The 22,849-nt window shown below is 44.2% G+C and carries 13 protein-coding genes and 1 pseudogene; 8 read left to right on the top strand and 6 right to left on the bottom strand.

Annotation, left to right across the window (positions count from 1 at the left end; all coding sequences use genetic code 11):
- Positions 1–227 precede the first annotated feature (227 nt).
- The 3 genes from xseA (at position 228) to F824_RS0119385 (ending at position 2,887) form a co-directional block, all read left to right on the top strand.
- Positions 228–1,553, top strand: a complete 1,326-nt coding sequence (gene xseA / locus F824_RS0119400) for an exodeoxyribonuclease VII large subunit (protein ID WP_019599601.1) — start codon at positions 228–230, stop codon at positions 1,551–1,553.
- Positions 1,534–1,737 (top strand): exodeoxyribonuclease VII small subunit, encoded by a 204-nt coding sequence (gene xseB / locus F824_RS0119395; protein WP_019599600.1) that lies wholly within the window; start codon positions 1,534–1,536, stop codon positions 1,735–1,737. The genes xseA and xseB overlap by 20 nt, the downstream gene beginning before the upstream one ends.
- A gap of 436 nt (positions 1,738–2,173) precedes the next feature.
- On the top strand, positions 2,174–2,887 hold the full coding sequence (locus F824_RS0119385; RefSeq protein WP_022582265.1) for a hypothetical protein: 714 nt from the start codon (positions 2,174–2,176) through the stop codon (positions 2,885–2,887).
- Between the two features lie 85 nt (positions 2,888–2,972).
- Here F824_RS0119385 and F824_RS0119380 read toward each other — a convergent pair whose 3' ends face one another.
- The 5 genes from F824_RS0119380 to F824_RS0119360 all read right to left on the bottom strand — a co-directional run bounded on the left by F824_RS0119380 (position 2,973) and on the right by F824_RS0119360 (position 10,313).
- Entirely contained in the window at positions 2,973–3,473 is a 501-nt protein-coding gene (locus F824_RS0119380; protein WP_019599597.1) for a UpxY family transcription antiterminator, read from the bottom strand.
- A gap of 302 nt (positions 3,474–3,775) precedes the next feature.
- Entirely contained in the window at positions 3,776–7,183 is a 3,408-nt protein-coding gene (locus F824_RS0119375) for an efflux RND transporter permease subunit (protein ID WP_019599596.1), read from the bottom strand.
- 8 nt (positions 7,184–7,191) lie between these two features.
- Entirely contained in the window at positions 7,192–8,319 is a 1,128-nt protein-coding gene (locus F824_RS0119370; RefSeq protein ID WP_019599595.1) for an efflux RND transporter periplasmic adaptor subunit, read from the bottom strand.
- Positions 8,320–8,352: 33 nt separating this feature from the next.
- On the bottom strand, positions 8,353–9,708 hold the full coding sequence (locus tag F824_RS0119365) for a TolC family protein (RefSeq protein ID WP_051107581.1): 1,356 nt from the start codon (positions 9,706–9,708) through the stop codon (positions 8,353–8,355).
- Positions 9,705–10,313 carry a TetR/AcrR family transcriptional regulator gene (locus tag F824_RS0119360; RefSeq protein ID WP_033405464.1) on the bottom strand — a complete coding sequence of 203 codons (609 nt, stop codon included), beginning with the start codon at positions 10,311–10,313 and terminating at the stop codon, positions 9,705–9,707. The genes F824_RS0119365 and F824_RS0119360 overlap by 4 nt, the downstream gene beginning before the upstream one ends.
- Positions 10,314–10,707: 394 nt before the next feature.
- Here F824_RS0119360 and F824_RS0119355 point away from each other — a divergent pair, with 394 nt between their 5' ends.
- On the top strand, positions 10,708–11,517 hold the full coding sequence (locus tag F824_RS0119355; RefSeq protein ID WP_019599592.1) for an alpha/beta fold hydrolase: 810 nt from the start codon (positions 10,708–10,710) through the stop codon (positions 11,515–11,517).
- 260 nt (positions 11,518–11,777) lie between these two features.
- Positions 11,778–13,028 carry a S8 family serine peptidase gene (locus tag F824_RS28030; protein ID WP_161629741.1) on the top strand — a complete coding sequence of 417 codons (1,251 nt, stop codon included), beginning with the start codon at positions 11,778–11,780 and terminating at the stop codon, positions 13,026–13,028.
- Positions 13,029–13,093: 65 nt separating this feature from the next.
- Here the strand turns inward: F824_RS28030 and F824_RS28025 are convergent.
- Positions 13,094–15,178: pseudogene (locus F824_RS28025) on the bottom strand (adenylate/guanylate cyclase domain-containing protein); the annotation flags it as partial.
- Between the two features lie 654 nt (positions 15,179–15,832).
- On the opposite strand from F824_RS28025, the gene purL reads away from it, so the two are divergent.
- The 3 genes from purL to F824_RS0119295 all read left to right on the top strand — a co-directional run bounded on the left by purL (position 15,833) and on the right by F824_RS0119295 (position 22,844).
- Positions 15,833–19,513, top strand: a complete 3,681-nt coding sequence (gene purL, locus F824_RS0119310; protein ID WP_019599583.1) for a phosphoribosylformylglycinamidine synthase — start codon at positions 15,833–15,835, stop codon at positions 19,511–19,513.
- A 246-nt stretch (positions 19,514–19,759) separates the two neighbouring features.
- Positions 19,760–20,746 carry a GSCFA domain-containing protein gene (locus tag F824_RS0119300; protein WP_019599581.1) on the top strand — a complete coding sequence of 329 codons (987 nt, stop codon included), beginning with the start codon at positions 19,760–19,762 and terminating at the stop codon, positions 20,744–20,746.
- A gap of 67 nt (positions 20,747–20,813) precedes the next feature.
- A complete protein-coding gene (locus tag F824_RS0119295) occupies positions 20,814–22,844 on the top strand; it encodes a thioredoxin domain-containing protein (protein WP_033405461.1) in 2,031 nt (676 codons plus the stop codon).
- Positions 22,845–22,849: the final 5 nt, after the last annotated feature.

The raw sequence follows: 22,849 nt of genomic DNA, 5'->3' as shown, positions 1-22,849 counted from the left end.
CTATTTTCTTTATCCCGAAAATAGAGAACTAAACCCTTCCATTTTCCAATTTGCGATCCCCTAATCGTTGATTTTCCTCCTTCAATCTTAATGACGGAACCAATTGAAAGTAAATCTCTCCATTGGTTCCGTCTTTGAATAAAATTTCCGGGCCCCGTAAGTCACCGATCGGCCTTCGGAAACAAGCATACATTTGGTCACCCTTCTTAATTTGTTTAATTTTGGCCATGCAGCAGGCGCTATCACTTTTGGATCTCAATCAACTTATCCGCTCTACACTGGATGAGCATCTTCATCCGAGTTATTGGGTAGTCGCAGAAATTGGGGAATTCAAACAAGTCGCACAAGGGCATGCTTACCTTGATTTGGTGGAAAAGAAGGGAAGCCAAATTGCCGCCAAAATCCGTGCAAACATCTGGCAGTACACCTACCGGGTCATCGCGGGAAGGTTCAGCGCCGTCACCGGTCAAAACCTCAAAGCAGGGATGAAAATCCTTGCGCAGGTAAACGTCACTTTTCACGAAGTGTATGGCATCAGCCTGAATATCAAAGACATTGACCCGAATTACACATTGGGAGAAAGGGCAAGAATCCGGCAAGAGGTCATCGAAAGATTAACGCGGGAAGGCTTGATGGACTTGAACAAGCGGTTCCCTTTGCCTTTGGTTCCTCAAAAAATCGCCATCATCAGCAGTGCCTCGGCCGCGGGATATGGGGATTTTATGGACCAACTCCTAAAAAACAGACAAGGTTACCAAATCCATGCGCAGCTATTTCAAGCCACTCTACAAGGTGCCGATGCCGCAGCGACAATTATCAGGGCTTTGGACCAAATCGACCTTTTGTCCGGAAAGGAATCCTTTGATGCTGTCGTTTTGATCCGGGGCGGTGGATCCCAATTGGACTTGGACTGTTTTGACGATTATGGATTGGCAGCCACCATCGCAAAATACCCCCTTCCCGTGATCACGGGAATAGGACATGAACGCGATGAAACAATCGTGGACTTGGTGGCCCACACCCGGCTAAAAACGCCTACGGCGACTGCGGAATTTATCCTTTCGGGATTCAGGGATTTTGAAGAGCAATTGAACACTGCCTTGAAAACCCTGGAAAGAGCCACTTCGCAAAAACTCCTGATGGAAGACCGAAGACTCAGGGATATGCTGACCACCATCAAAACCTTGGCTGATTTCAGCATTCAACGACAGAAAGAAAACCTGAACTACAAAACCAATCAGCTGAAATCCCTTTCCTCCAATCTCTTGAAAATGGATTTGGTGAAAATCAACAACCTCGAAATGGGAATCAGAAGATCTTGGAAAAGCAGAGTGGATTCCGAAGACAGAAAACTGGAAAATCTTGAAAGGGATCTCCAGAAATTGGATCCCAATACATTCTTGGCCAAAGGATATACCCGATCCGAAGTCAATGGAATCCCCATCAATAAAACGGAAGTTCAAATAGGTGACACCTTGGTCACTTTCGCAAAAAACATAAGCCTTAAAAGTATCATTCAAAACATCGAGACAAATGGAAACACCAAATTATAGTTACAGTAAAGCATTGGAGAGAATCGAAGAAATTCTTGGTATTTTGGAAGAAGGGGACAAGGGAATGGATGAGTTGTCTGAACTGGTAAAGGAAGCTTCTGGTCTGGTGAAAAAATGCAAATCCAAACTGAGGATGACAGAGGAAGAAATCGCCAAGGCTTTTGACGAAGGAAAAGAAGCCTAAAAGGGATTTTTTTGATTCTGAAATCCCTCAAATCGTTACCCCATTTTTGACAAAGAGGATGGAATAATGAAAGCCAAAAACCCCAATCCCAAAATGGGGAAAGTTGGGGTTGTGGAATATCCATTTACATAAAAAAAAAACCTCAATCGGGATGTTTCTTGGCCCTCCACCATTATCAAGAAAATTAAATACCTTTTATTGGTTTTAAATCACTTTTATAGTCAAAAAACAGCCCAATCTTGACGCCTTGGCATATTTGTTGTGACAGTGTCAAAATTAAATAATGCATTCAAAATGCGTTTTTTGTCATTTAATATCTTGCCTTAAAAAAGGCTTGTATGATTGGCTTCTGATTTAGCAATCCAAATTCATGAAAATAAAAAAAATAAGACTACCTTTTGGAAGGGTTAAGGCTGTGGCATGCACATCCAAATTCATGAAAATAAAAAAAATAAGTAGATTTTTAGCCGTTGGATTCCTGATTTTGGGATTCTCAACCTTAGGTTATGGCCAAAATTTTTACAAAGAGCGCATTCCCAAAACGGACATCTTTTCTATTGGAATTGGTCCTTCTTTCATCTATGCAGACAATGGTGGACCCTATCGTACTTTTAAATTTGAATGGGACCCTGCCTTTTCCCTTTCCTACACAAAAAAATTCAGCAATCGCTTTGCCTTCAAAACCACCACTGGTATACAGTGGATCCAAAGCAGTGTAAGCCCAAGCATACAAGTACAGGAGCGTTGGATCGCCAATAATGGGGCGTTCAGGTTCAAAGGGCATGCATTTTATGCCGATGTAATGCCTATCATGTATTTGTTCCCCTTTCACAGCCACATGAACAGGCGATTTGTCAATCTTTACGGAGGTCTTGGGATTGGCTTGCTGCATGTCAATCGGGTTCAGGCATTTTCCATGAGTGATGATGCTTTGGAAACCCGCGCAAAAACGACGACGGGTTATGTCCCTTTTAGAGCGGGCATCAGTTTTAGATTGGGAGCACTTTCCGATTTGGCTCTCGAGGGAACCATGTTGTTTTCCTTCTCTGACAATCTTGATGGCAATGCGAATTTCAACCGCTTCGGAGACCATATGGCACAGGCTCAACTTGTCTACAAAAAATTCCTGAAGCCAAGATCAAAAAAATAAAACCTGTTTTTTTTATCGTCCTAAAAAAACCCGTTCAATCCCAGAGGTTGAACGGGTTTTTATTTTTATGTCCATCTGAATCGCCTCAAGAAGTCACCTCAAGGAATTTCCGGGGAACATTGACCATCAGGACCTGGTTGATACCCGGCACCCGGATGACAAAGTAGTCCTTGTTTCCTTTGTTCACACATTCACCTTCCATACCTTGCAAGGGTCCACCGAGGATTTTGACTTGCTCGCCTTTTTGTATCTCATCATTGTCCGTTTCTACAGCCACACCGGTTTCCACAATCCTTCTGATCGCCTCGATTTCCCTGTCTCTTACCGTGGCGTGATCACCTGAGAAATTGACAAATTTGACTGCCCCTGGTACCTGAAGTGATTCCCATAAATTGGCCTTGGTCGTTTTCACAAAAATATATCCACTGAACAAGGCCTTTTGTACTTTTTTCTTCCGGTCACTCCATTGTCGAAGTTCTTCCACAATCGGCAAAAAAACCTCAATTCCTTTTTCCCTCAACCGCTGCTCCACCTTTTTTTCTGTTCTGGATGTTGTGTACATCACGAACCACTGTTGGTCGCCCATATTTTTCTTTTGAATTAAAAACCAAAAATTAAACCCGTTTTATGTATGCATTACCAATTCCATTTCAGCCTGAAATTGCCTAATAATCAATTGGGGTTGATTATTTTTGACTTCACCCTTTAGGTGCCAGAAATTAGTCTTATATATAATAGTGTGATTTTCTTTCCGTTTCAACCCCTACTGCGAAACCAAATGCATATTTCGGGTTAAATCGCAAAAATCGATCTGCAAAAATAAAAACCCTTGGGATAATATCCCAAGGGTTTCAACATTTAAAAACCACCAACCTTTAATTAATCATGCTATTTGATTCTGCGAATCAACATGTTCAATTTATCTGCCAATAAATACATGACAGGTACAATTACTAACGTCAAGAAGGTGGCAAAGGTTAGACCAAATATCACTGTCCAAGCCATTGGGCCCCAGAAATCTGCATTGTCCCCTCCTACATAGAATTGGGGGTCAAATTCAGACAAAAGCGTACCGAAATTTATGTTCATCCCGATGGCCAAAGGGATCAAACCCAGCACCGTGGTGATGGCCGTCAGCAAGACTGGCCGCAGTCTCGTTTTTCCTCCTTGGACAATACTGCCCAACAATTCCTCTTCAGGAAGAAATTCTTCATCCGGAGTATTCAATTCCTCTCTCCTTCTTGACCTTACCAAATCGGTATAATCAATCAAAACGATGGCATTGTTCACCACCACACCCGCGAGTGAGATAATTCCAATCCCGGTCATGATCACCACAAAATCCATGTTGAAAATCACCAAGCCCAAGAATACACCAATGGTACTCAAGATCACCGTTGCCATGATGATGAAAGGTGTGGTCACGGAGTTGAATTGCGCTACGATGATCAGGAAAATCATGGATACGGCGATCAACAAAGCCTTGGAGAGAAAGGCAGTGGATTTTGCCTGTTCTTCCTGCTCACCTGAAAACTTAACCGTAATCCCATCCGGAATATCGTATGAAGCCACCATTCCTTTCAATTGATCATTGATCTCGGTGGCATTGTAGCCGTCGGTCACGTTGGAAAATATGGAGATAACTTTATTGAGGTCTTTCCGTTTGACCGACCCGTAAGTGGAACCATACTCCAGTTCTGCAACTGCAGAGATGGGCACCTCTTTTTGGTTGCCGAATTTATCCCTGAAATTTATTTTTTTGTTGATTAAGGAAGACAGATTATACCTGTAATCATCCTTCAGGCGAAGTTGTATGGGATAATCATCCTCACCATCCTTGAACTTGGATACTTCCAAACCAAAAAGAGCCGTCCGCAATTCATTGGCGATGGAGGAGGTGGAAAGTCCAAATCTCCTGGCTTTTTCCCGATCGATATTCAGGATCACTTCAGGACTGCCCAGTTCCAAATCGGATTTGAGTTCCTCGATTCCCTGAATATTGGCACTCGAAAGATATTCCCTGAATTGACTCTCAAAGGCAATCAATTTCTGAAAATCTTCGCCTGCCACCTCGATGTTGATCGCTTTGCCCACTGGCGGGCCGTTTCTCTGCTTGTCCACGGTAATCAACACTCCTGGATATTTTTCGACTAAGTCACGGATATCCTCCATTACAGCATTGGTATTGACTCCCTGTCTAAATTGATATTCCACAAAACTGATTGTTATTTTCGCCTTGTGTGGGGTATTTGCGATGGCAGGGCCTTCCGACTGATCACCTGTCCCCTGTCCTACTTGCGTAATGACAGACTCAATGACATCATTGAAGGGCTTCAATACCTCAATCAATTCATCTTCCATGGAGGCCACAAAGGTATTTGTCGCCTCTGTATCCGTACCGATAGGATTTTCGATGAAAACATTGATCAAAGCGGGTTGATTGTCTGGGAAAAACAGGATTTTGGGAGCTCTTATGCCCAGCAAAACAAGGGAGAGGAAAAGCAGGAGAAATGTACCTCCCAGAAAGAAGTAAGGCTTTATTCCCTGAAGCGCAAAATTCAATGTTTTTTCATAAACATTCTCCAGATTGACCAAAAAGACATTTTGGAACCAGCGAATGGCTTTTCTGAGTACCAGTACATTGAATACGGTGAAGATGGCGATCAGCATCAATAAATTCCCCATGACCATCCAGCCCAGTATGTAGGAAACGATACCAAGCGTGGAAGTGACCAAGGCAAATACCAATGGTTTTTTCTTCGGTTTGATCATGTCCACATCCTGAACCTTCATGTAAAGTGAGGTCAGAACCGGATTCACCACCAATGCCACGAAAAGGGAAGAAGACAACACCACGATCAAGGTGATCGGCAAGTATTTCATGAATTCTCCGATGATATCGTCCCAAAAAATCAAGGGAAAGAATGCGGCCAAAGTCGTTGCTGTCGACGTGATGATCGGCCAGGCAACTTCACCAACACCTTGCTTCGCTGCTTGAACGGGAGTTTTCCCTTCCTGCATCAAGCGGTAAATATTTTCCACAACCACGATCCCGTTGTCCACCAACATCCCCAAGGCGAGGATCAATGAGAACAACACCATCAAATTCAAGGTCACCCCAAAGGCGTTGAGGATCAAGAAAGAGATAAACATGGACAAGGGAATGGCAATACCCACAAAAAGGGCATTCCTGAATCCCAAGAAAAACATCAAGACCAATACCACGAGAATAACCCCGAAAATAATACTGTTTTCCAAATCCTTAACTTGCGAACGTGTGGCTTTGGATTGGTCATTGGTGATGGTGATTTCCAAATCCTTTGGAAACCTGTTGTTTTTGGCATCATCAATCAGAATTTTGATCTTGTCTGATGCATCCAAAAGGTTTTCACCACTTCTTTTGATTACGTTGACTGTGACGACCGGGAGCTTGTTGCTCCGTGCATAACTTTCCCTTTCCTTGAAAGTATCCTCCACATCTGCCACATCCCCGAGATAAACGATCTTGTTGTTTTCGGTTTTGACAATGACATCCAGCAACTCTTCGGGTTTTTTGAACTCTCCCGTGATCCTGAGGGACCTTCTGAAATCGCCTGCCAATAGATTCCCGCCAGACACCGTGACATTCTCCTGGCCCACTGCCTCTGAAATATCGCTGAATGAAACACGCAGGGCTTCCATTTTATAAATATCTGCATTGATCCGAATCTCTCTTTCGATCGTTCCCCTCAATTCTGCTTTGGAGATTTCGGGTAATTTCTCGATCTCGTCTTCCAGATATTCCCCGAATTTCTTCAATTCCTCTTCTGAATAGTTTCCGGAAATATTGACATTCATGATCGGGAAATCCGAGGTGTTTACCTCAATGACATCTGGATCGCTGTCCAAGTCAGATGGCAATTCGCTTTTGGATTTGTCGACAGCATCCTTGACGTCCTGGATGGCTTTGGAAATTTCCACACCGGGAGTAAATTCAACCACAATGGAAGAAAAATCCTGAACAGAAGTGGACTTCACGTCCTTTACATTGTTGATGGATTTCAATTCTTTTTCAATGGGCCTGGTAATCAGGTTTTCCATATCCACGGGTGAGTTGCCAGGATAAGCGGTTCCCACATAAACCGTGGGGATCACGATTTCCGGGAAACTCTCCTTGGGCATGGTATTGTAGGCCATGATGCCCAATACCGAAATGATCAAAACCAAAATTGCGACAGAGGTCTGATTGTCAACAGACAAACTACTCAGCCCAAAATTCCGAATGACCCCTTTTTTCTTTTCTTCTTGATTTGACATAAGTAGAACTATTGCGCGATGTTTACACTGAAATTATCCCCTACTTCCCTGAACCCTTTGTCCACCAAAAGCTCATCCCCAGTCAATCCCTCCAAAATCTCCGTTACTTCCTGATAGGTCACTCCCCGCTTCACAATGCGCTTCTTACTCAAGTTGTTTTCCACGACATAGACATAATCCCCTGAATTGTCCTGCATGATCAGGTAATTGGGGATCGCGATCGCTGCAGGATTTTCATAATCCTTGATTTTCAATACCGAAATCATATTGGGTTTCAACTTGTCCATTTTTGGAACAAAAACCTCCACTTTAAATGTCCTGTTATCGGCATTGACAATGGCGCCCACTGCCGTAACCTTCGTTTTTAAGTTTTGGCCTGTGGAAGGGAAGTTGATCATCACTGAATCTCCCTTGTTGATCACACCGATAAAGCGTTCGGACACATCTGCCTCAATAAACAGATCGCTTTCCCCCACAAATTGAAACATGGGTGTACCTGGCTGGACCAACTCACCCAACCTCACCATTACGGATTCCACCGTTCCTGAAAAAGGTGCTCTCACCGTACTGCGGTCCGCTTGGGTTTTCAGGCTTGCCATGTTTTTTTCCAATATTTCCTTTCGGTTTTTCGCCTCGAGGTATTGGATTTCTGTACCGATCTGCTGTTTCCAGAGTCTTTCTTGCTTCTCGAAAATGATGACTGCCAATTCCATTTGCTTTTCCACTTCCTCCATGTTCCGCTGGATGGATTCGGCATCAATCCGTGCCAAAACTTGGCCTTTGCCGACACGCATGCCTTCCACTGCTGCGACTTCCTGGATTCTACCGGATGTCTCTCCGCTGATACTGACATTCTTCTTTGAAAGCACAGAGCCGGTCACTTCCACGTAATGTGCAAAATTGTTTTTCTCAGGCTGGATGGTAGTGATCAAAACCGATTTACGGTTGGAAACACCGAATTCAGGATCAAGTTTTGAAATCTCTCTTTCCAACTCCTCAATGGAGGTCCTCATGGCCAATGATTCCTTTTTGAGCGTTTCAAGCGCTGCCTTTTTTTCTGTCAATTCATCCTTTTCTGCGCAGGAAAATACCAGGGCGAGTATGGGAAGGATCAAAAATTTGGAGTAAATTTTCATATGATTGTTATGTGCTTGTCTTGTTGTTATTTCTTACAATATGCCTAAGGCTTTTTCTAAATCCACTCTTGAAATCAGCGTATCAAACAGCGCTGAAAAATAATTTGATTCGGCTTCTTTCAATGCGGAATCCGCTTCCACCACTTCCAGGTTGGAGCCTACTCCCTCATCATACTTGATTTTGGCCATTTGAAATACTTCCAAGGCCAATTGCCTGTTTTCATCCTGGACAGACAAGGCTTTCAGACTATTCTTGAGGTTGGCTTTGGCCTGGAAACGCTCGATATCGATATTGCTTTCCACAAATCCCTTCTGGTTTTCAAGTTGTTGGATCTGCACCCTGTTTTGTTTGATCTTGTTGCTTTTCGAGAAGCCATCAAAGATCGGGATACTCATGTTGACCCCAACCGTAGAGACGGAAAACCAATTGTTGCTTTGCCATAAGGAATTGAAATCCAAGGAAGCACCTGATCTCTGGTAAGTCAAAAAGCCGTTGATTTTTGGCATGTATTGTACTTGGTTGTTTTTCAAGTCCAAATTGGCCAGCACAAGGTTCGTGTTCAACTGGTCGATTTCAACCCTCCTATAGCCATCATTTTCCAAAAGTGATGCGATTTCTGCTTTTTCATTCAGATCGCTGAGTTTTTCACTGATTTCGATAGTTGAATTCATGGGAAGTCCCATCTGCAATTTTAGCATTTCAACACTGATCGCCGTTCCGGTCACCACCTTGTCAAGCTCGGTATTGAGGTTGTTGCGCTGGACTTTGATCCTGGACACATCGATCTTCTCCACAAACCCCGCCTCAAAAAGGGCCTCAGTATCGTGCAACAAGGTTTCGAGTCTTCCTAGGTTGGCTTCCACCAATTTCCTTCTTTCGTCGTTGACCAAGACAGAATAATAGGCTTTCTTCACGCCTTCTATGATGTCATTTTCGGTTTTTTCCTTATCGAACTCCGTCAGCATTTTCAAGGTTTTGGCTGCCTTTAGACCGACGAAATAAGACCCGTCAAAGATCATTTGCTCCAATCTCACCCCCAGAGCCGATTGGAAATCTACCCCAAACCTGGCAGGGACGACATCTGAGTCTATGTTCGGGTCCGCAAATGGTCCTGCATTGGGCAAGAACACCACAGGAATAAGCATGTTGTGGGTGAAATCAAAGTTTCCCGTAATCTGGGGAAGCCCTTTTGCCAAATTTTCCCCAATAATCCCTTTGGAGGCCATCACCTCCAATTGTGCATTTTTTGCGTCCACATTGTTTTCGATGGCATATTTGACACTTTCCTCAAGGGTAAGTACCAATACCTCTTGCCCATAGCTGGGGGAAATGAAAATCAAGCCCAAGAGGATTGACATCGCCGCCTTAAGATTCATAAAAGTTTTCATGCCTGACTTAGTTTTTGTTTTAGATACGCTGCTCTCCCTTTTTCTGTAAAAATCCCATAAAGGAACTGTTCAAATATTTCCAATTGCAAATCCACCATATTGTATTTGGAGGGGGGGAATTTGATGGGGTCAAAACTGATCATCATTTGCTCCACCCGAAGTTTTGCCGTGATCTGGGTATTGATCTCCGATCGGAAATATCCTTCTTCCTTTCCTGTTTCCATGACTTCGATGATTTTCTCAAGAATATGCTCCTGCTTAAAATCCTCGAACAACTGCCAGCATTGTGGATAATACCTTTCTATTTCGTTCAAAACAAAAGGATTGACCTCTCCAAACCGGCTTTTCATATAGTTGAAGAGCCCAATCAGGTGCTCGATTACGCCGTCCTTCACTCGGGGAAGGTCGGCGACCATCTGGGTATCTTGCAGCAAAGCCGCTTGAAAGGTCTCGTAAACCAATTGATTTTTATCTGCGAATTCCTGATAAATCGTTTTTTTGGAAACTCCTGTTTGCCTGGCAATATCATCCATGGTCACTGACCTCACGCCAAAACGCATAAATTGATCCGTTGCGGTTTCGATTATTTTGTGTTTTGTATCCAACATTTTTTCAATTAAGATGCAAAACTCGAGAAACTATTTGAATGTTCAAAGTTTCCGTGGTTTTTTTAAGAAGAAAATTTCATTTCATTCCAACAACCCAATTTTTACCGATTTAAAAACTCAATTCAATTTCCATAACCAACTATTATTCTTTTAACCCGAAATATGCAGCAGGTTTCCAAATGAGATCGAAACTGCAAGAAAATCAGACTACAGGGAGACTAATTCCTGATACCAATAGGGTGAATTTAGAAAAAAATTCACAACTAATTGAACATCAGTTAAGTAGCGTATTGAATTGACTTCGAACTGCATAAAACGGGTTTAATTCCATTGAAAAATGTGTTCCTTACCCAAACCACCTTTTTGTCTGCAATTTTATTTAATATTGGACATGCAATTTTTACAGACTCCATTTGGGGAATTGGCCTACAAAAAACACGGTAACGGCAAAAATATCCACTTGCTTTTCCATGGCTTTGGCCAGACGATGAAAGCTTTTGATCCCTTTCTAAGGTTGAAAACCAATAATGACTGCTTTCTGGTATTTGATGTTTTCTATCATGGACACAGCAGTTGGATCAGCACCCGTCAAAAACTAACAAAACAGGTTTGGGAGGAAATCCTTTTGAATCTGATGGAAAAGGAGGATTTTGAACAATTCCATTTGGTGGGCTACAGCATGGGTGGGAAATTTTCCTTGGTCACTTTCGAATTGTTTCCCGAAAGGGTGATTTCTCTCCTATTAATGGCTCCAGACGGTATCAAAACCGGATTTTGGTACAACATGGCGACATTTCCAGGTGCCTTCAACCGCTTGTTCAAGTACGTGGTTTTTCATCCCAGGCAATTTTTCAAATGGATGGACCGTTTTCACCGCCTGGGACTATTGGAAAGCAGCTTTATCAAATTCGTGAAATCCCAGATGCGCACCCGAACCAAGCGGGCTCAGGTCTATTTCACCTGGAATGTCTTCAAACCCCTTCAGCCTGACTTAGAAAAGATTATCGCTGCTTTTCGGGAATCCCAAACACCGATTACTTTGGTTTCTGGAAAATTTGATAAAATGGTCACTTCCGAAAACCTCCACCCTTTCAGCTCCAAAATCCCACACATCCAAATCCTCGAATTGCCCTGTGGACACAATACCCTTATCGAGGAAACGGTGGATTACCTACTGAAGGAGAATTCAGAAATTGCTTAAGCATTTCTTGGAATGTTGGCATTTGAATTTTGTAGAAAATTAGCTAACTTCCTTGTCATTAGACTTTTAATTTTATCCAACCCAAAATATGCATTGGTTTATCCAAGGGGTTGAAAATGCTAGAAAATCAGACTATTGGGAGAATGTGGCGTCTAATTGAACTGGAGAAGACAAAAAAAGCGAACCATTTACTGATTATCAATCACTTTCAAGCTCGAGAAGAAATGTGAATGCATCCCATGGGTTAAACTTTTATGACCATGGAAATCGCAAGCCTACTTGTTTTGTCATTTTTACCCGCTCTTGTCTCAATGATTTTGGTCCAAGAGTCGAAAAAAAAACGTTTTATTATCATTCTGAACGATTCATTTGCTTCTCCGCTCATCCAAGAAGATTTAAAAGAGGAGCGTCCGGAAAAACCCGCGCAGGAGTATGATGATAAAATGCTTCTACTTCTTGACCAGATCGATGAATTTGCCAAGGGTTATGGGATTGAGGTCGAAAATAAATTTATCTTCAGCAATATTGGTTTCACTGCTTACTTGACCAATGAGGAAATAAGGACGCTTGAAAAGGACTCCTTTGTAGAAAATGTAGAGCCGGATTTCCAAATGCAGGGAAGACCCATACAGCAAGGAAGACCCATCCAACAAGGCAGGCCTATCCAGCAATCTTGGAATTATGATCCCACAAAAAAGACGAGTTGCGCGGTGAATTTGGTGGGTGGTTCCGTGGAAAGCGCAAATCCCATGAAATGGATCTGGATATTGGACTCAGGGGTGGACAAAAACCATCCCGACCTGAACGTAGAAACCCGATTTGCAAAATCATTTGTCGATGGAGAACCTGATGCTACCGTTGATGGCACCGGACATGGAACCCATTGTGCCGGAATAGCTGCCGGCAAAGCAGCAAACCAAAGTCCTGATGGATATGGGATGAATGGGGTTTCAAAATTTGCAAAAGTGGTTCCCTTGAAAGTGCTCGATCGCTGCGGAGAAGGATATTGGTCTGATTTGCTTTTGGCCTTTGATTATCTTGCTCGAAATGCAATAAAAGGAGATGTCGTCATGATTAGCTTGGGAGAATATGACGTGGACAATTGCGCTTCCAATCGCAATGTGATCCCGGCAATCCGAAGGTTGGCACGGAGGGGTTCATATATAGTGATGTCAGCTGGCAATGATTTTGGAGATGCCAATCGGAATTTGCCCGGTTGTTTCCATAGTTCCAATCCCAGGGTTTTTACAGTGGCAGCCCTGGATTTTGATTGTAAAAACGGCTATGGCAACTTTGCCTCGTACTCCAATTCAGGAATACCTCCAGTGGATTGGGTAGCACCGGGGACTGCTGTGTTTTCTACTTTTCCAGATGCGACATATGAAGTGATGTCCGGAACTTCCATGGCTTGTGCACTGGTGGCAGGAATTATCCACGCAAAGGCAGCTCCACCCGCAATCGACGGCTCAATCACCTTCCAGGGAAATTCATACAATATCCCGAGGGTCTGATTTTTTTGGGCCCTCTCCAATTGGGTTTTCATTTCGGTTTCCATTTCCTTACAGATATTGACAAACTCCGGATGGTCATGAATACTTTTGAAAAGTGGATTGTAAAAAGCCAAAACATGATCCTTCCAATTCTGGCCCCTTGCGATTTTCAGATACTGGATTGCTTCCTCTGTTTTGCCTCTGGTGGCATAGATTCCGGCCAAGTAGAAGGCATGCTCCTCATATTGGGCACCTTTCCTTATTTCCTGAAGGTTCAATTCAAACGCATTGTCCAGATACAAATTGGCTTCCAAATATTCTTTTTCGGCAAGCAGAATATGTCCCAAATAGATTGCACTGATGGCCATCGGATCTCTTCCAAACAAGGGATTTAGATCCAGGGATTTTTCAAAAAAGGTTTTAGCCATTTTAGGATCTCCACACATAAAGGCAATCAGGCCAGCAGTTTCATACACTTTTTCTGTTGGTCCGAGTTTGAAAAGTTCAGGGATCAGCTTTTTGGCTTCGCTTTTTTTACCTTGGCCTATGTAAAGAAGGGCAAGTTGTTCGTAGGTATCCCTAAATGGTTTTAATTCAAGTGATTTATTCAACCACAATTCCGCATTTTCATAATCTCCCAAAAGTCTGTAGGTCCATCCCACGATTTGGTAAGGGACATAATGTTTTGGATTGAGCCCCGCTGCCTTCTTTTCCCACTTGAGGGCTTCCTCAAGGTTTCCTTTGAAAAAATACCCGGTCCCCAGATTCCCAACCGCCTGTGCATTGTTTGGGTTGAGCGAAACCGCTTTCTGCAAGAGCTCAAACCCTCTGTCATATTCACTTCTGTAATTATGGGCAATTGCCATTGAATTGTACGCCTCCGAAAGATTGGAATCCAAGCTGAGGGCTTTTTGACTTGCCACCAGACTGGAATCAATCCAGAATTTCTCCCCATTGAACCGCCCATACAATTGACCGTACGCATCACCCAAACCTGCCCAAGCCAAGGCAAAACTGGAATCCATTTGAATCGCTTTTTTGAATTCATCGATTGCCAATTTATTGGTACCGGCCTCATATTGATAATAATAGTCCCTTCCTCTCAGGTAAATTTCGTAAGCGCTGATGTTTGCCGTGGGTTTTTTGTCCAAGAGCAAAATTTCTTCCTTGGTCAGCCGGGCACTCATCGACTGCGCGATGTTGAAGGCAATTTCACTTTGTACATCAAAAAGCCCCACTAACTCCCTGTCGAATGTTTCGGCCCATAAATTCACCTCATTGACTGCGTCGACCAATTGCACCCGGATTCTGACGGTATTCCCCGAGCGCTGCACACTTCCCACGAGAATTACATTTACCCCCAAACTGGCTGCGATGTCCTTGAGGGATTCATTTTGGTAGTCATAGGCCTCTACGCTTGCATTTGAGATCACTTTCAAACTCGATATTTTGGAAAGGTGTGAAATGATGTCTTCTGTCAAGCCTTTACTAAAAAAGTCATTTTCGGGATTGTTGTCGATATTTTGGAATGGCAAGACGGCAATGGACTTTTCAGGTTCGTTTGTGAGTGCCCTGATATAAGAACTGTAATACATCCAAAGCGCCATCACCAAAAGGGACAGGAAGACCAAGCCCGCCAACATGAGTTTTTTCTCCTGCTTCCTAAGGATTTTTTCCAAATCTCCGCGTTTGGGCACTTTTAGGCCTGGAAGGGCTAGGGCGAAAATTTCGGTGGTATGGTTGACATTTTTTAAATCAAAATTTCCTAAGGAAACACATTTGAAAACCGACACATGGGAAATTTCCTGATGGACCCTTTCCGACAACAATATTGATCCGGGAATTCCGATCATTTGGATTCTGGAGGCCAGATTGACGGCATCTCCATAGATATCTGATTTGTCACATATTACCTCGCCATAATGAATTCCTATCCGAAGACTGATTTCATTTGAATCTTTGTAAAGCCGCTGGATATCCAAGGCGGACTGTACGGCCTCGGTCACATTTTCGAACACACACAAAACTCCATCGCCAAGTTCTTTGACCATCTTTCCGTGATGGGATTTGAGGATATCGTGGTGATTTTTTGTGTTTTTTTTCAGCAACTTGAACGCATGCTCTTCATTTTCCCCCATCAAGGCGGTATATCCGACGATGTCCGAAAACATGATCGCGGCTGAAGTTCTTGTCAATTCCTTTTTCATTTGTGGCTAAAAAAAATTGTTCAAGAAGCTGAAATTTGAAATATCAAACTGGCAAACAGGCGTATGCTGGCACTTCTTCCATTAAGAATCCCGGAAAAGCCATAGCTGTTTTTGTCCCCATTGCACCTCCAACAAGATCCAACAACTCCGGCCCCTGTTGCCCCATATTTGTGAAGAAACTATTTTTTCAATTGGGGAATTTTGAGGCCGGCTAAGTTCGGTGTTTCAGTTTTTTTTGAATTGATAAGGATACCCACTGTATTTACTTACACGTATAAAATTAATCAATTTTAACTGTGTTTCCTTACACAATTATTTAAACGATAAATCATTATCAAAGAAGAAATCAAATCGGATTTTTTTATTTTTTTTTGGTTTGGGCATTCCCTTATTTTCAAAACTTCTCTGATGGATTTTGATCAGAAAATTGAAAGGATTGAAGGGAAACGACTCCAATCGCCGATTTATAAATTGGAATTGAACCTCTATTCTGACGGCTCGAATGGGCGAAAAAACAATCCCCTTTCATTATTCGAGCCTGACTGTTGATAAATCTTTATTCTTTTGCCCCAATTGTTTACCTTTGTACTTCTTGAAAAGCCATCCAAAACCCCGGACATGATTCTCTTTTTCCAATCCCTTGAGGCAAAAATATATGCCGTACAATCCCATCACCCCCTCAATGCCACTGACACCGACAAACTCATCTGGCTTTTTGGCGAAGCAAAGGCCTTAAAAACCGGAAAGGTTGAAGGCAGGTTTGTGGGACCAAGAAAAGAAATGATCACCCCATGGTCCACCAATGCCGTCGAAATCTCCGGCAACATGGGTATCAGCGGTATCCTTCGGATGGAAGAATACTTCCCAATCCTCGAAGGGGATTCCATCGATCCGATGTTGCAGAAAGTGTATATCGGATTGGACCAGGATGTTTTTGACATCCATCTGGAACCCGAAAAAATCATCCCGGTATCCAATATCGGCGAATACAGCAAAAAGGAAGGCCTTGCCCTAAGTGAAGAAGAGGTCGATTACCTGGAGGATGTCAGCCGTCAACTGGAAAGACCCCTTACAGATTCCGAGGTTTTCGGCTTCAGCCAGGTCAATTCGGAACATTGCAGGCACAAAATCTTCAATGGCACTTTTATCATCGATGGAGAAACAAAGGAACACACCCTTTTTCAACTCATCAAGGAAACCTCCAAGAGACATCCCAATAAAATCGTCTCTGCGTACAAAGACAATGTGGCCTTCGTCCAAGGCCCGAAAGCCCAGCAATTTGCCCCGAAAACACAGGACAAAGCGGATTTTTTTGAGCCAGAGACCATCGACACCGTCATTTCCCTGAAAGCGGAAACCCATAATTTCCCTACCACTGTGGAGCCCTTCAATGGAGCCGCCACGGGAGCGGGCGGCGAAATCCGGGACAGAATGGCTGGCGGTACTGCCTCCATTCCACTGGCAGGAACGGCGGTTTATATGACGTCCTACACCCGATCGGAAAAAGGCAGGTCATGGGAAAAAAATCTTCCAGAAAGAGACTGGCTTTACCAAAGCCCCATGGACATCCTGATCAAGGCTTCCAATGGCGCAAGTGATTTCGGAAACAAATTCGGTCAGCCCATGATCTCAGGTTCAGTCTTGACTTTCGAACACGAAGAAGGACAAAAACATCATGGATTTGACAAAGTGATCATGATGGCAGGAGGCGTGGGTTTTACCAGAGCCCCATACAGCAAGAAAAACGAACCCGGAAAAGGTGACAAAATCATCATCATGGGCGGAGACAATTATAGGATAGGAATGGGTGGAAGCGCGGTTTCCTCCGTCAATACGGGAGAATTCAGCAATGCCATCGAACTGAATGCCATCCAAAGATCCAACCCGGAAATGCAAAAAAGGGTGGCCAACGTCATCCGTGCCATGGCAGAAAGCGAGGACAACCCCATCATTTCCATCCATGACCACGGCGCAGGTGGACACCTGAACTGTCTTTCGGAATTGGTGGAAACCACAGGGGGAACCATTTATCTGGATCAACTGCCTGTCGGAGACCCTACCCTTTCGGCCAAGGAAATCATCGGCAATGAATCCCAAGAAAGAATGGGATTGGTCGTTGGCGAAAAAGACGTCGCCTTACTCAAGAGAATTTCCGAAAGGGAAAGAGCTCCTTTCTATGTCGTGGGAGAAACCACCGGGGACATGCACTTCAAGTTCGAAAACCAGGCGACAGGCGAAAAACCTGTGGACTGGAACCTTTCCTACATGTTTGGCAGCTCTCCAAAGACAATCCTGGAAGACAGCACCTTGGCAGTCAATTTTTCAGAGCCTGAATACAAGCTCCAAGACCTCAAAAAACACATCACCGAAGTGTTGCAATTGGAAGCCGTGGCCTGCAAGGACTGGCTGACCAACAAAGTGGACCGATCTGTAACGGGCCGGGTGGCCAAGCAACAAACCACGGGAGAAATCCAATTGCCATTGAACAACGTGGCCGTCATGGCCATGGATTATACAGGAGTCAAAGGAATCGCCACCTCGATAGGGCATGCGCCGGTAGCGGCATTGGCCAATCCAGAGGCTGGATCCAGACTTGCGATTGCGGAAGCGATGACCAACCTGGTGTGGGCGCCGATCGAGGAAGGCTTGCAGGGAATTTCCCTGAGTGCCAACTGGATGTGGCCTTCCAAAAATCCGGGAGAAAATGACCGGCTTTACAGGGCGGTGCAGGCAGTCAGTGAATTTGCCATCGATCTGGGCGTCAATATTCCCACGGGAAAGGATTCACTCTCCATGACCCAAAAGTATCCCGATGGAAAAATCGTCTTTTCGCCAGGTACTGTCATCATTTCGACAATAGGAACCTGTGCAGACATCAAAAAAATCGTTTCCCCCGACCTGAAACCGATCGTCGGGAGCAAGGTTTTCCACATAGATTTCTCCAAAGACAGCGCCAAACTAGGCGGATCCAGCTTCTCGCAGGTCTTGAACAAAGTGGGTACCGAAACCCCTGATGTGTTGGACAGCCAATATTTTGCGAAAGCATTCATGACTGTTCAGAACTTGATCTCAAAAGGAGAGATTTTGGCAGGCCATGACATATCTTCCGGCGGATTGATTACCGCCTTGTTGGAAATGACTTTCCCTTCCAACCAAATCGGATTGAAGGTAAAGACCGACAGGCTTCCCGAAAAAGATTTGACCAAGGCACTTTTTGCCGAAAACCCAGGAGTCTTGATCCAGGTAGCCAATCCAGAAAGAACCAGGTCCGTTTTGGAAAACCACGGCATTGCGTACATTTCAATCGGGGAAGTAACCCTTGATGGCAAGGTAGAACTAATTGGTACTGACTTGAGCCTGTCTGTTGCTGAAATGCGCGACGTTTGGTTCAAATCTTCCTATCTCTTGGACAAAAAACAGAGCGGCGATCAGCTGGCTTTGGACAGGTTCAACAATTACAAATCCCAAGGATTATCCTATCGATTTGGTCAAAACTGGGAAGGAACGTATGACGCTTTTGGCTTGAATCCTTATAGGAAAACAAGCAGTGGAAAACGTGCCGCCATCATCCGTGAAAAAGGAGTCAACGGAGACCGTGAAATGGCCTACGGGCTTTGGTTGGCGGGTTTTGACGTGAAAGACGTGCACATGACGGACTTGATTGCCGGCCGTGAGAATCTGGAAGATGTGCAGATGATCGTATTTGTGGGAGGTTTCTCCAACTCCGATGTGTTGGGTTCGGCCAAAGGCTGGGCAGGCGCTTTCCTTTACAACGAAAAGGCAAAATTGGCTTTGGACAATTTCTACGCAAGAAAAGACACCCTCAGCCTCGGGGTTTGTAACGGCTGCCAGTTGATGGTTGAACTCGGTTTGGTCACCCCTGACCACGACGTGAAACCCAAAATGCTCCACAATGCCAGCCATAAATTCGAATCGGCATTTGTCAATGTCAATATCCCCGAAAACAATTCGGTGATGTTCCGCAGCCTTGCCGGTCAAAGACTGGGTGTCTGGGTAGCACATGGAGAAGGAAAATTCCAACTTCCAAAACCCAAAGATTCCTACAATATCGGGATGGTGTACAGCTATGAAGCCTATCCTGGAAACCCGAATGGTTCCGACCATGCGGTAGCGGGAATCGTATCGGAAGATGGCCGACACTTGGCCATCATGCCCCATATCGAAAGATCCCTAAAACCTTGGAACTGGCCCTACTATCCATCGGAAAATCTCAACGAAGAAGTAAGCCCTTGGGTGGAAGCCTTCGTGAATGCGTACAAATGGGTGGAAAGCCATTGATGGCCATTGCTTTTCAAACCAACCGGAAATAAAAACCAGAATCATTCTTTGATTTTGGATAGAGAAATCCGGTTTGGGGATTTTCAGCGAATGCTGGATATTACGAAAAAAGATATAAAAAACAGAGAAATGAGACCGATGGAAATGATCGGTCTCATTTTTGTTTCCTTGCCACCCACTTGGCAAATTCAAAAAATTAGTATCGCAAACTCATGACTTTGCCTTCATTCTTTATAATTTTAGGACATGCAATGGACCACAGCTTTTGAAATCCCATCTTTTGAACCAAAAATCAACCACGATACGGTCCTGTATTCGATTGGGTCCTGTTTTTCCAGTACAATAGGCGAGAAACTCCAGGACAGGAAATTCAACATGGTCAACAATCCTTTTGGAACCTTGTTCAATCCAGTGTCCATCTGCCAAGCCATGGAAGATTCCATTTTGGAGATGCCGGTCAATACGGATCTGATCTTGATTCGGGATGGTCTGTACCTGCATTTCGGCATGCATTCCGATGTGGTGGCCTATAGCAAGGAATCCTTGGACCGACTGATTCAAAAAAAGCAGCACCTGAGCAAAGTGCAACTGGAAAAAGCAACGCACATCTTGATCACTTTTGGGACGGCATGGGTCTATGAATATGGAAATTCGGATCAAATTGTGGCCAATTGCCATAAACAACCGGCCGGTTTGTTCGAAAAGCGCCTGCTGAAAACAGAGGAAATCACCAAGGCATTTGCCTCCTTTTTGTCCATCCTCCAGCAATTCAATCCCAAAGCAAAAATCATCCTGACAGTCAGTCCTGTGCGCCACACCAAGGATGGAATCCCCGAAAACCAGCTGAGCAAAAGTATTTTGCGATTGGCCTGTCATGAAATCGTCACCGAATTTCCAAATGCACATTATTTCCCAAGCTACGAGATCATGATGGATGAGCTTCGGGATTATCGATTTTACAAGGAAGACCTCGTCCACCCCACCGAGCAGGCCGAAGAATATATCTGGGAAAAATTCATGATGGCTTGGATCGACCCGAAATCCTTCCCGATTATCAAGGAAGTGGAAAGCATCAAAAAAGACTTGGCGCACAGGCCCTTCAATGTGGAGAGCCCTGCCCACCTGAAGTTCCTCGAAAATCTCCACAAAAAATTGGAACGAATGAGCCATGATTTTGATTTTTCCAAAGAGATCGACCAACTCAGGAAGCAGGTTCAATACAGGGGGAAATAAAATTCGATTTGCGCCCCCTCATGTGATCGTAAATCGGGATTTCCCTTTCATCAATTTTTATTTTTCCATGAAGACAAATAGATTAATCCATAGCCAAAGCCCCTATCTCCTCCAGCATGCCCATAATCCCGTGGATTGGTATCCTTGGGGAGAGGAAGCCCTTCGTAAATCAAAAGCGGAAAACAAGCCTATTTTGGTCAGCATTGGTTATTCTGCCTGTCACTGGTGCCATGTAATGGAGAAGGAAAGCTTCGAAGACGCGACCACCGCTGCGCTCATGAATACCCATTTTGTCTGCATCAAAATCGACCGTGAGGAAAGACCTGACCTGGACAACATCTACATGGAAGCCGTGCAAACCATGGGTTTGCAGGGAGGATGGCCTCTGAATGTATTTTTGATGCCAAACCAAAAACCATTTTACGGAGGCACCTATTTCCCGAACAAACAATGGAAAGGTTTGCTCAGCAACATCGCGGATTCATTCGAAAAACATTTCGACCAGTTGGCCGAGAGCGCCGAAGGGTTCGGGAAAAGTATCGCCAGAAGTGAAAGTGAAAAATATGATTTGAAAGCTGCAAAAGCCCTGCTTTCCAAGGAAGAACTTGCCGCTGTCGTCAAGCAATTGCGGGACAAATTCGACCCGGAATGGGGAGGTATGAAACGCAGCCCAAAATTCCCCATGCCAGCCATTTGGAGTTTTCTTTTGGACTATGGAGTCCTCAAGAAAGACGAAACCCTATTGGATGAAGTATTCTTTACACTCCGAAAAATAGGAATGGGCGGTATTTACGATCATCTCCGGGGTGGGTTTTCCAGGTACTCGGTGGATGGGGAATGGTTTGCCCCTCATTTTGAGAAAATGCTCTATGACAATGGACAATTGCTGGAGCTTTATGCCAAAGCCTTTCAGATTACCCAGGACCCTTTTTTCAAGGAAAAGGTAAATGAAACCCTAGGCTGGTTGGAATCCGAAATGCTTCAGGAAGAAGGTGGTTTTTTTGCCGCACAAGATGCGGACAGTGAAGGGGTGGAAGGGAAATTCCATACCTGGAAATATACCGAGTTGGAAAGCCTGCTGGGGGAAGACCTGGGATGGTTTGCCAAACTCTACACCCTCAAAAAGGACGGAAACTGGGAAGAAGGGGTGAACATTCTTTTCCAGACCGATTCCTATGAGACACTGGCCAAGGCTGAGGGAATTTCCGAAACTGAATATCTGAAAAGGCTACAGCAAACCAAAGAAAAACTCCTCCAAGTGCGGAGCAAGAGAATATACCCAGGACTGGATGACAAAATCCTGAGTGGCTGGAATGGGTTGATGATTTCCGGATTGGTACAGGCCTATTTGGCCACCAGCGACATAAAACCATTGGATTTGGCCGTCAGCAACGGGGAATTTATTTTAAAAAAGATGCTCCTGAATGGGGTTCTTCAAAGGTCTTATAAAAACGGAACGGCATATACGCCCGCATTTCTGGAGGATTATGCCGCCGTGATCCGGGGTTTTATAGCCCTCTATCAAGCCACATTTGATCAAAAATGGCTGATTGAAGCCAAGAAATTATGTGATTTTGTTTTGGACAATTTCCTTGACCCAGAGGATGGTTTTTTCTTTTTCAACAATCCCAAGGCGGAAAAACTCATCGCCAACAAAAAAGAGCTTTTCGACAATGTCATCCCCGCTTCGAATTCCATTATGGCCCGAAATCTCCAGGATCTGGGTCTGTATTTCTATGAGGAAAAATATGCTGAAATTGCCCAGAATATGCTTGGATCGATCCATAAACTGATTGTATCCGAACCCGCATATCTGTGCAATTGGGCCAGTTTGTATTTGACCACTTTAGTCCGAAAAGCCGAAATCGTCATCGTAGGCACAGGAGCAAAGGATAAAGCCAAAACCTTGATGCAATCCCATCATCCACATTTTATCCTTGCAGCGACGGAGAATGTCGGAGAAAATCCTCCACTACTGGCACACAAGACCCCTGATCTGGAGGGAAATGCTTTAATTTACGTATGTTTCAACAAGGCCTGTCAAAAGCCGGTTGCTGATCCAGCCGACGCTTTGGTACAATTGCCCACTTTAGCCTAAATACT

It is taken from the genome of Rhodonellum psychrophilum GCM71 = DSM 17998, assembly GCF_000381545.1.
Classification (GTDB): Bacteria; Bacteroidota; Bacteroidia; order Cytophagales; family Cyclobacteriaceae; genus Rhodonellum; species Rhodonellum psychrophilum.
Note: the sequence above shows the minus strand (reverse complement) of the source record. Positions and strands in the feature narration are given on the sequence as shown.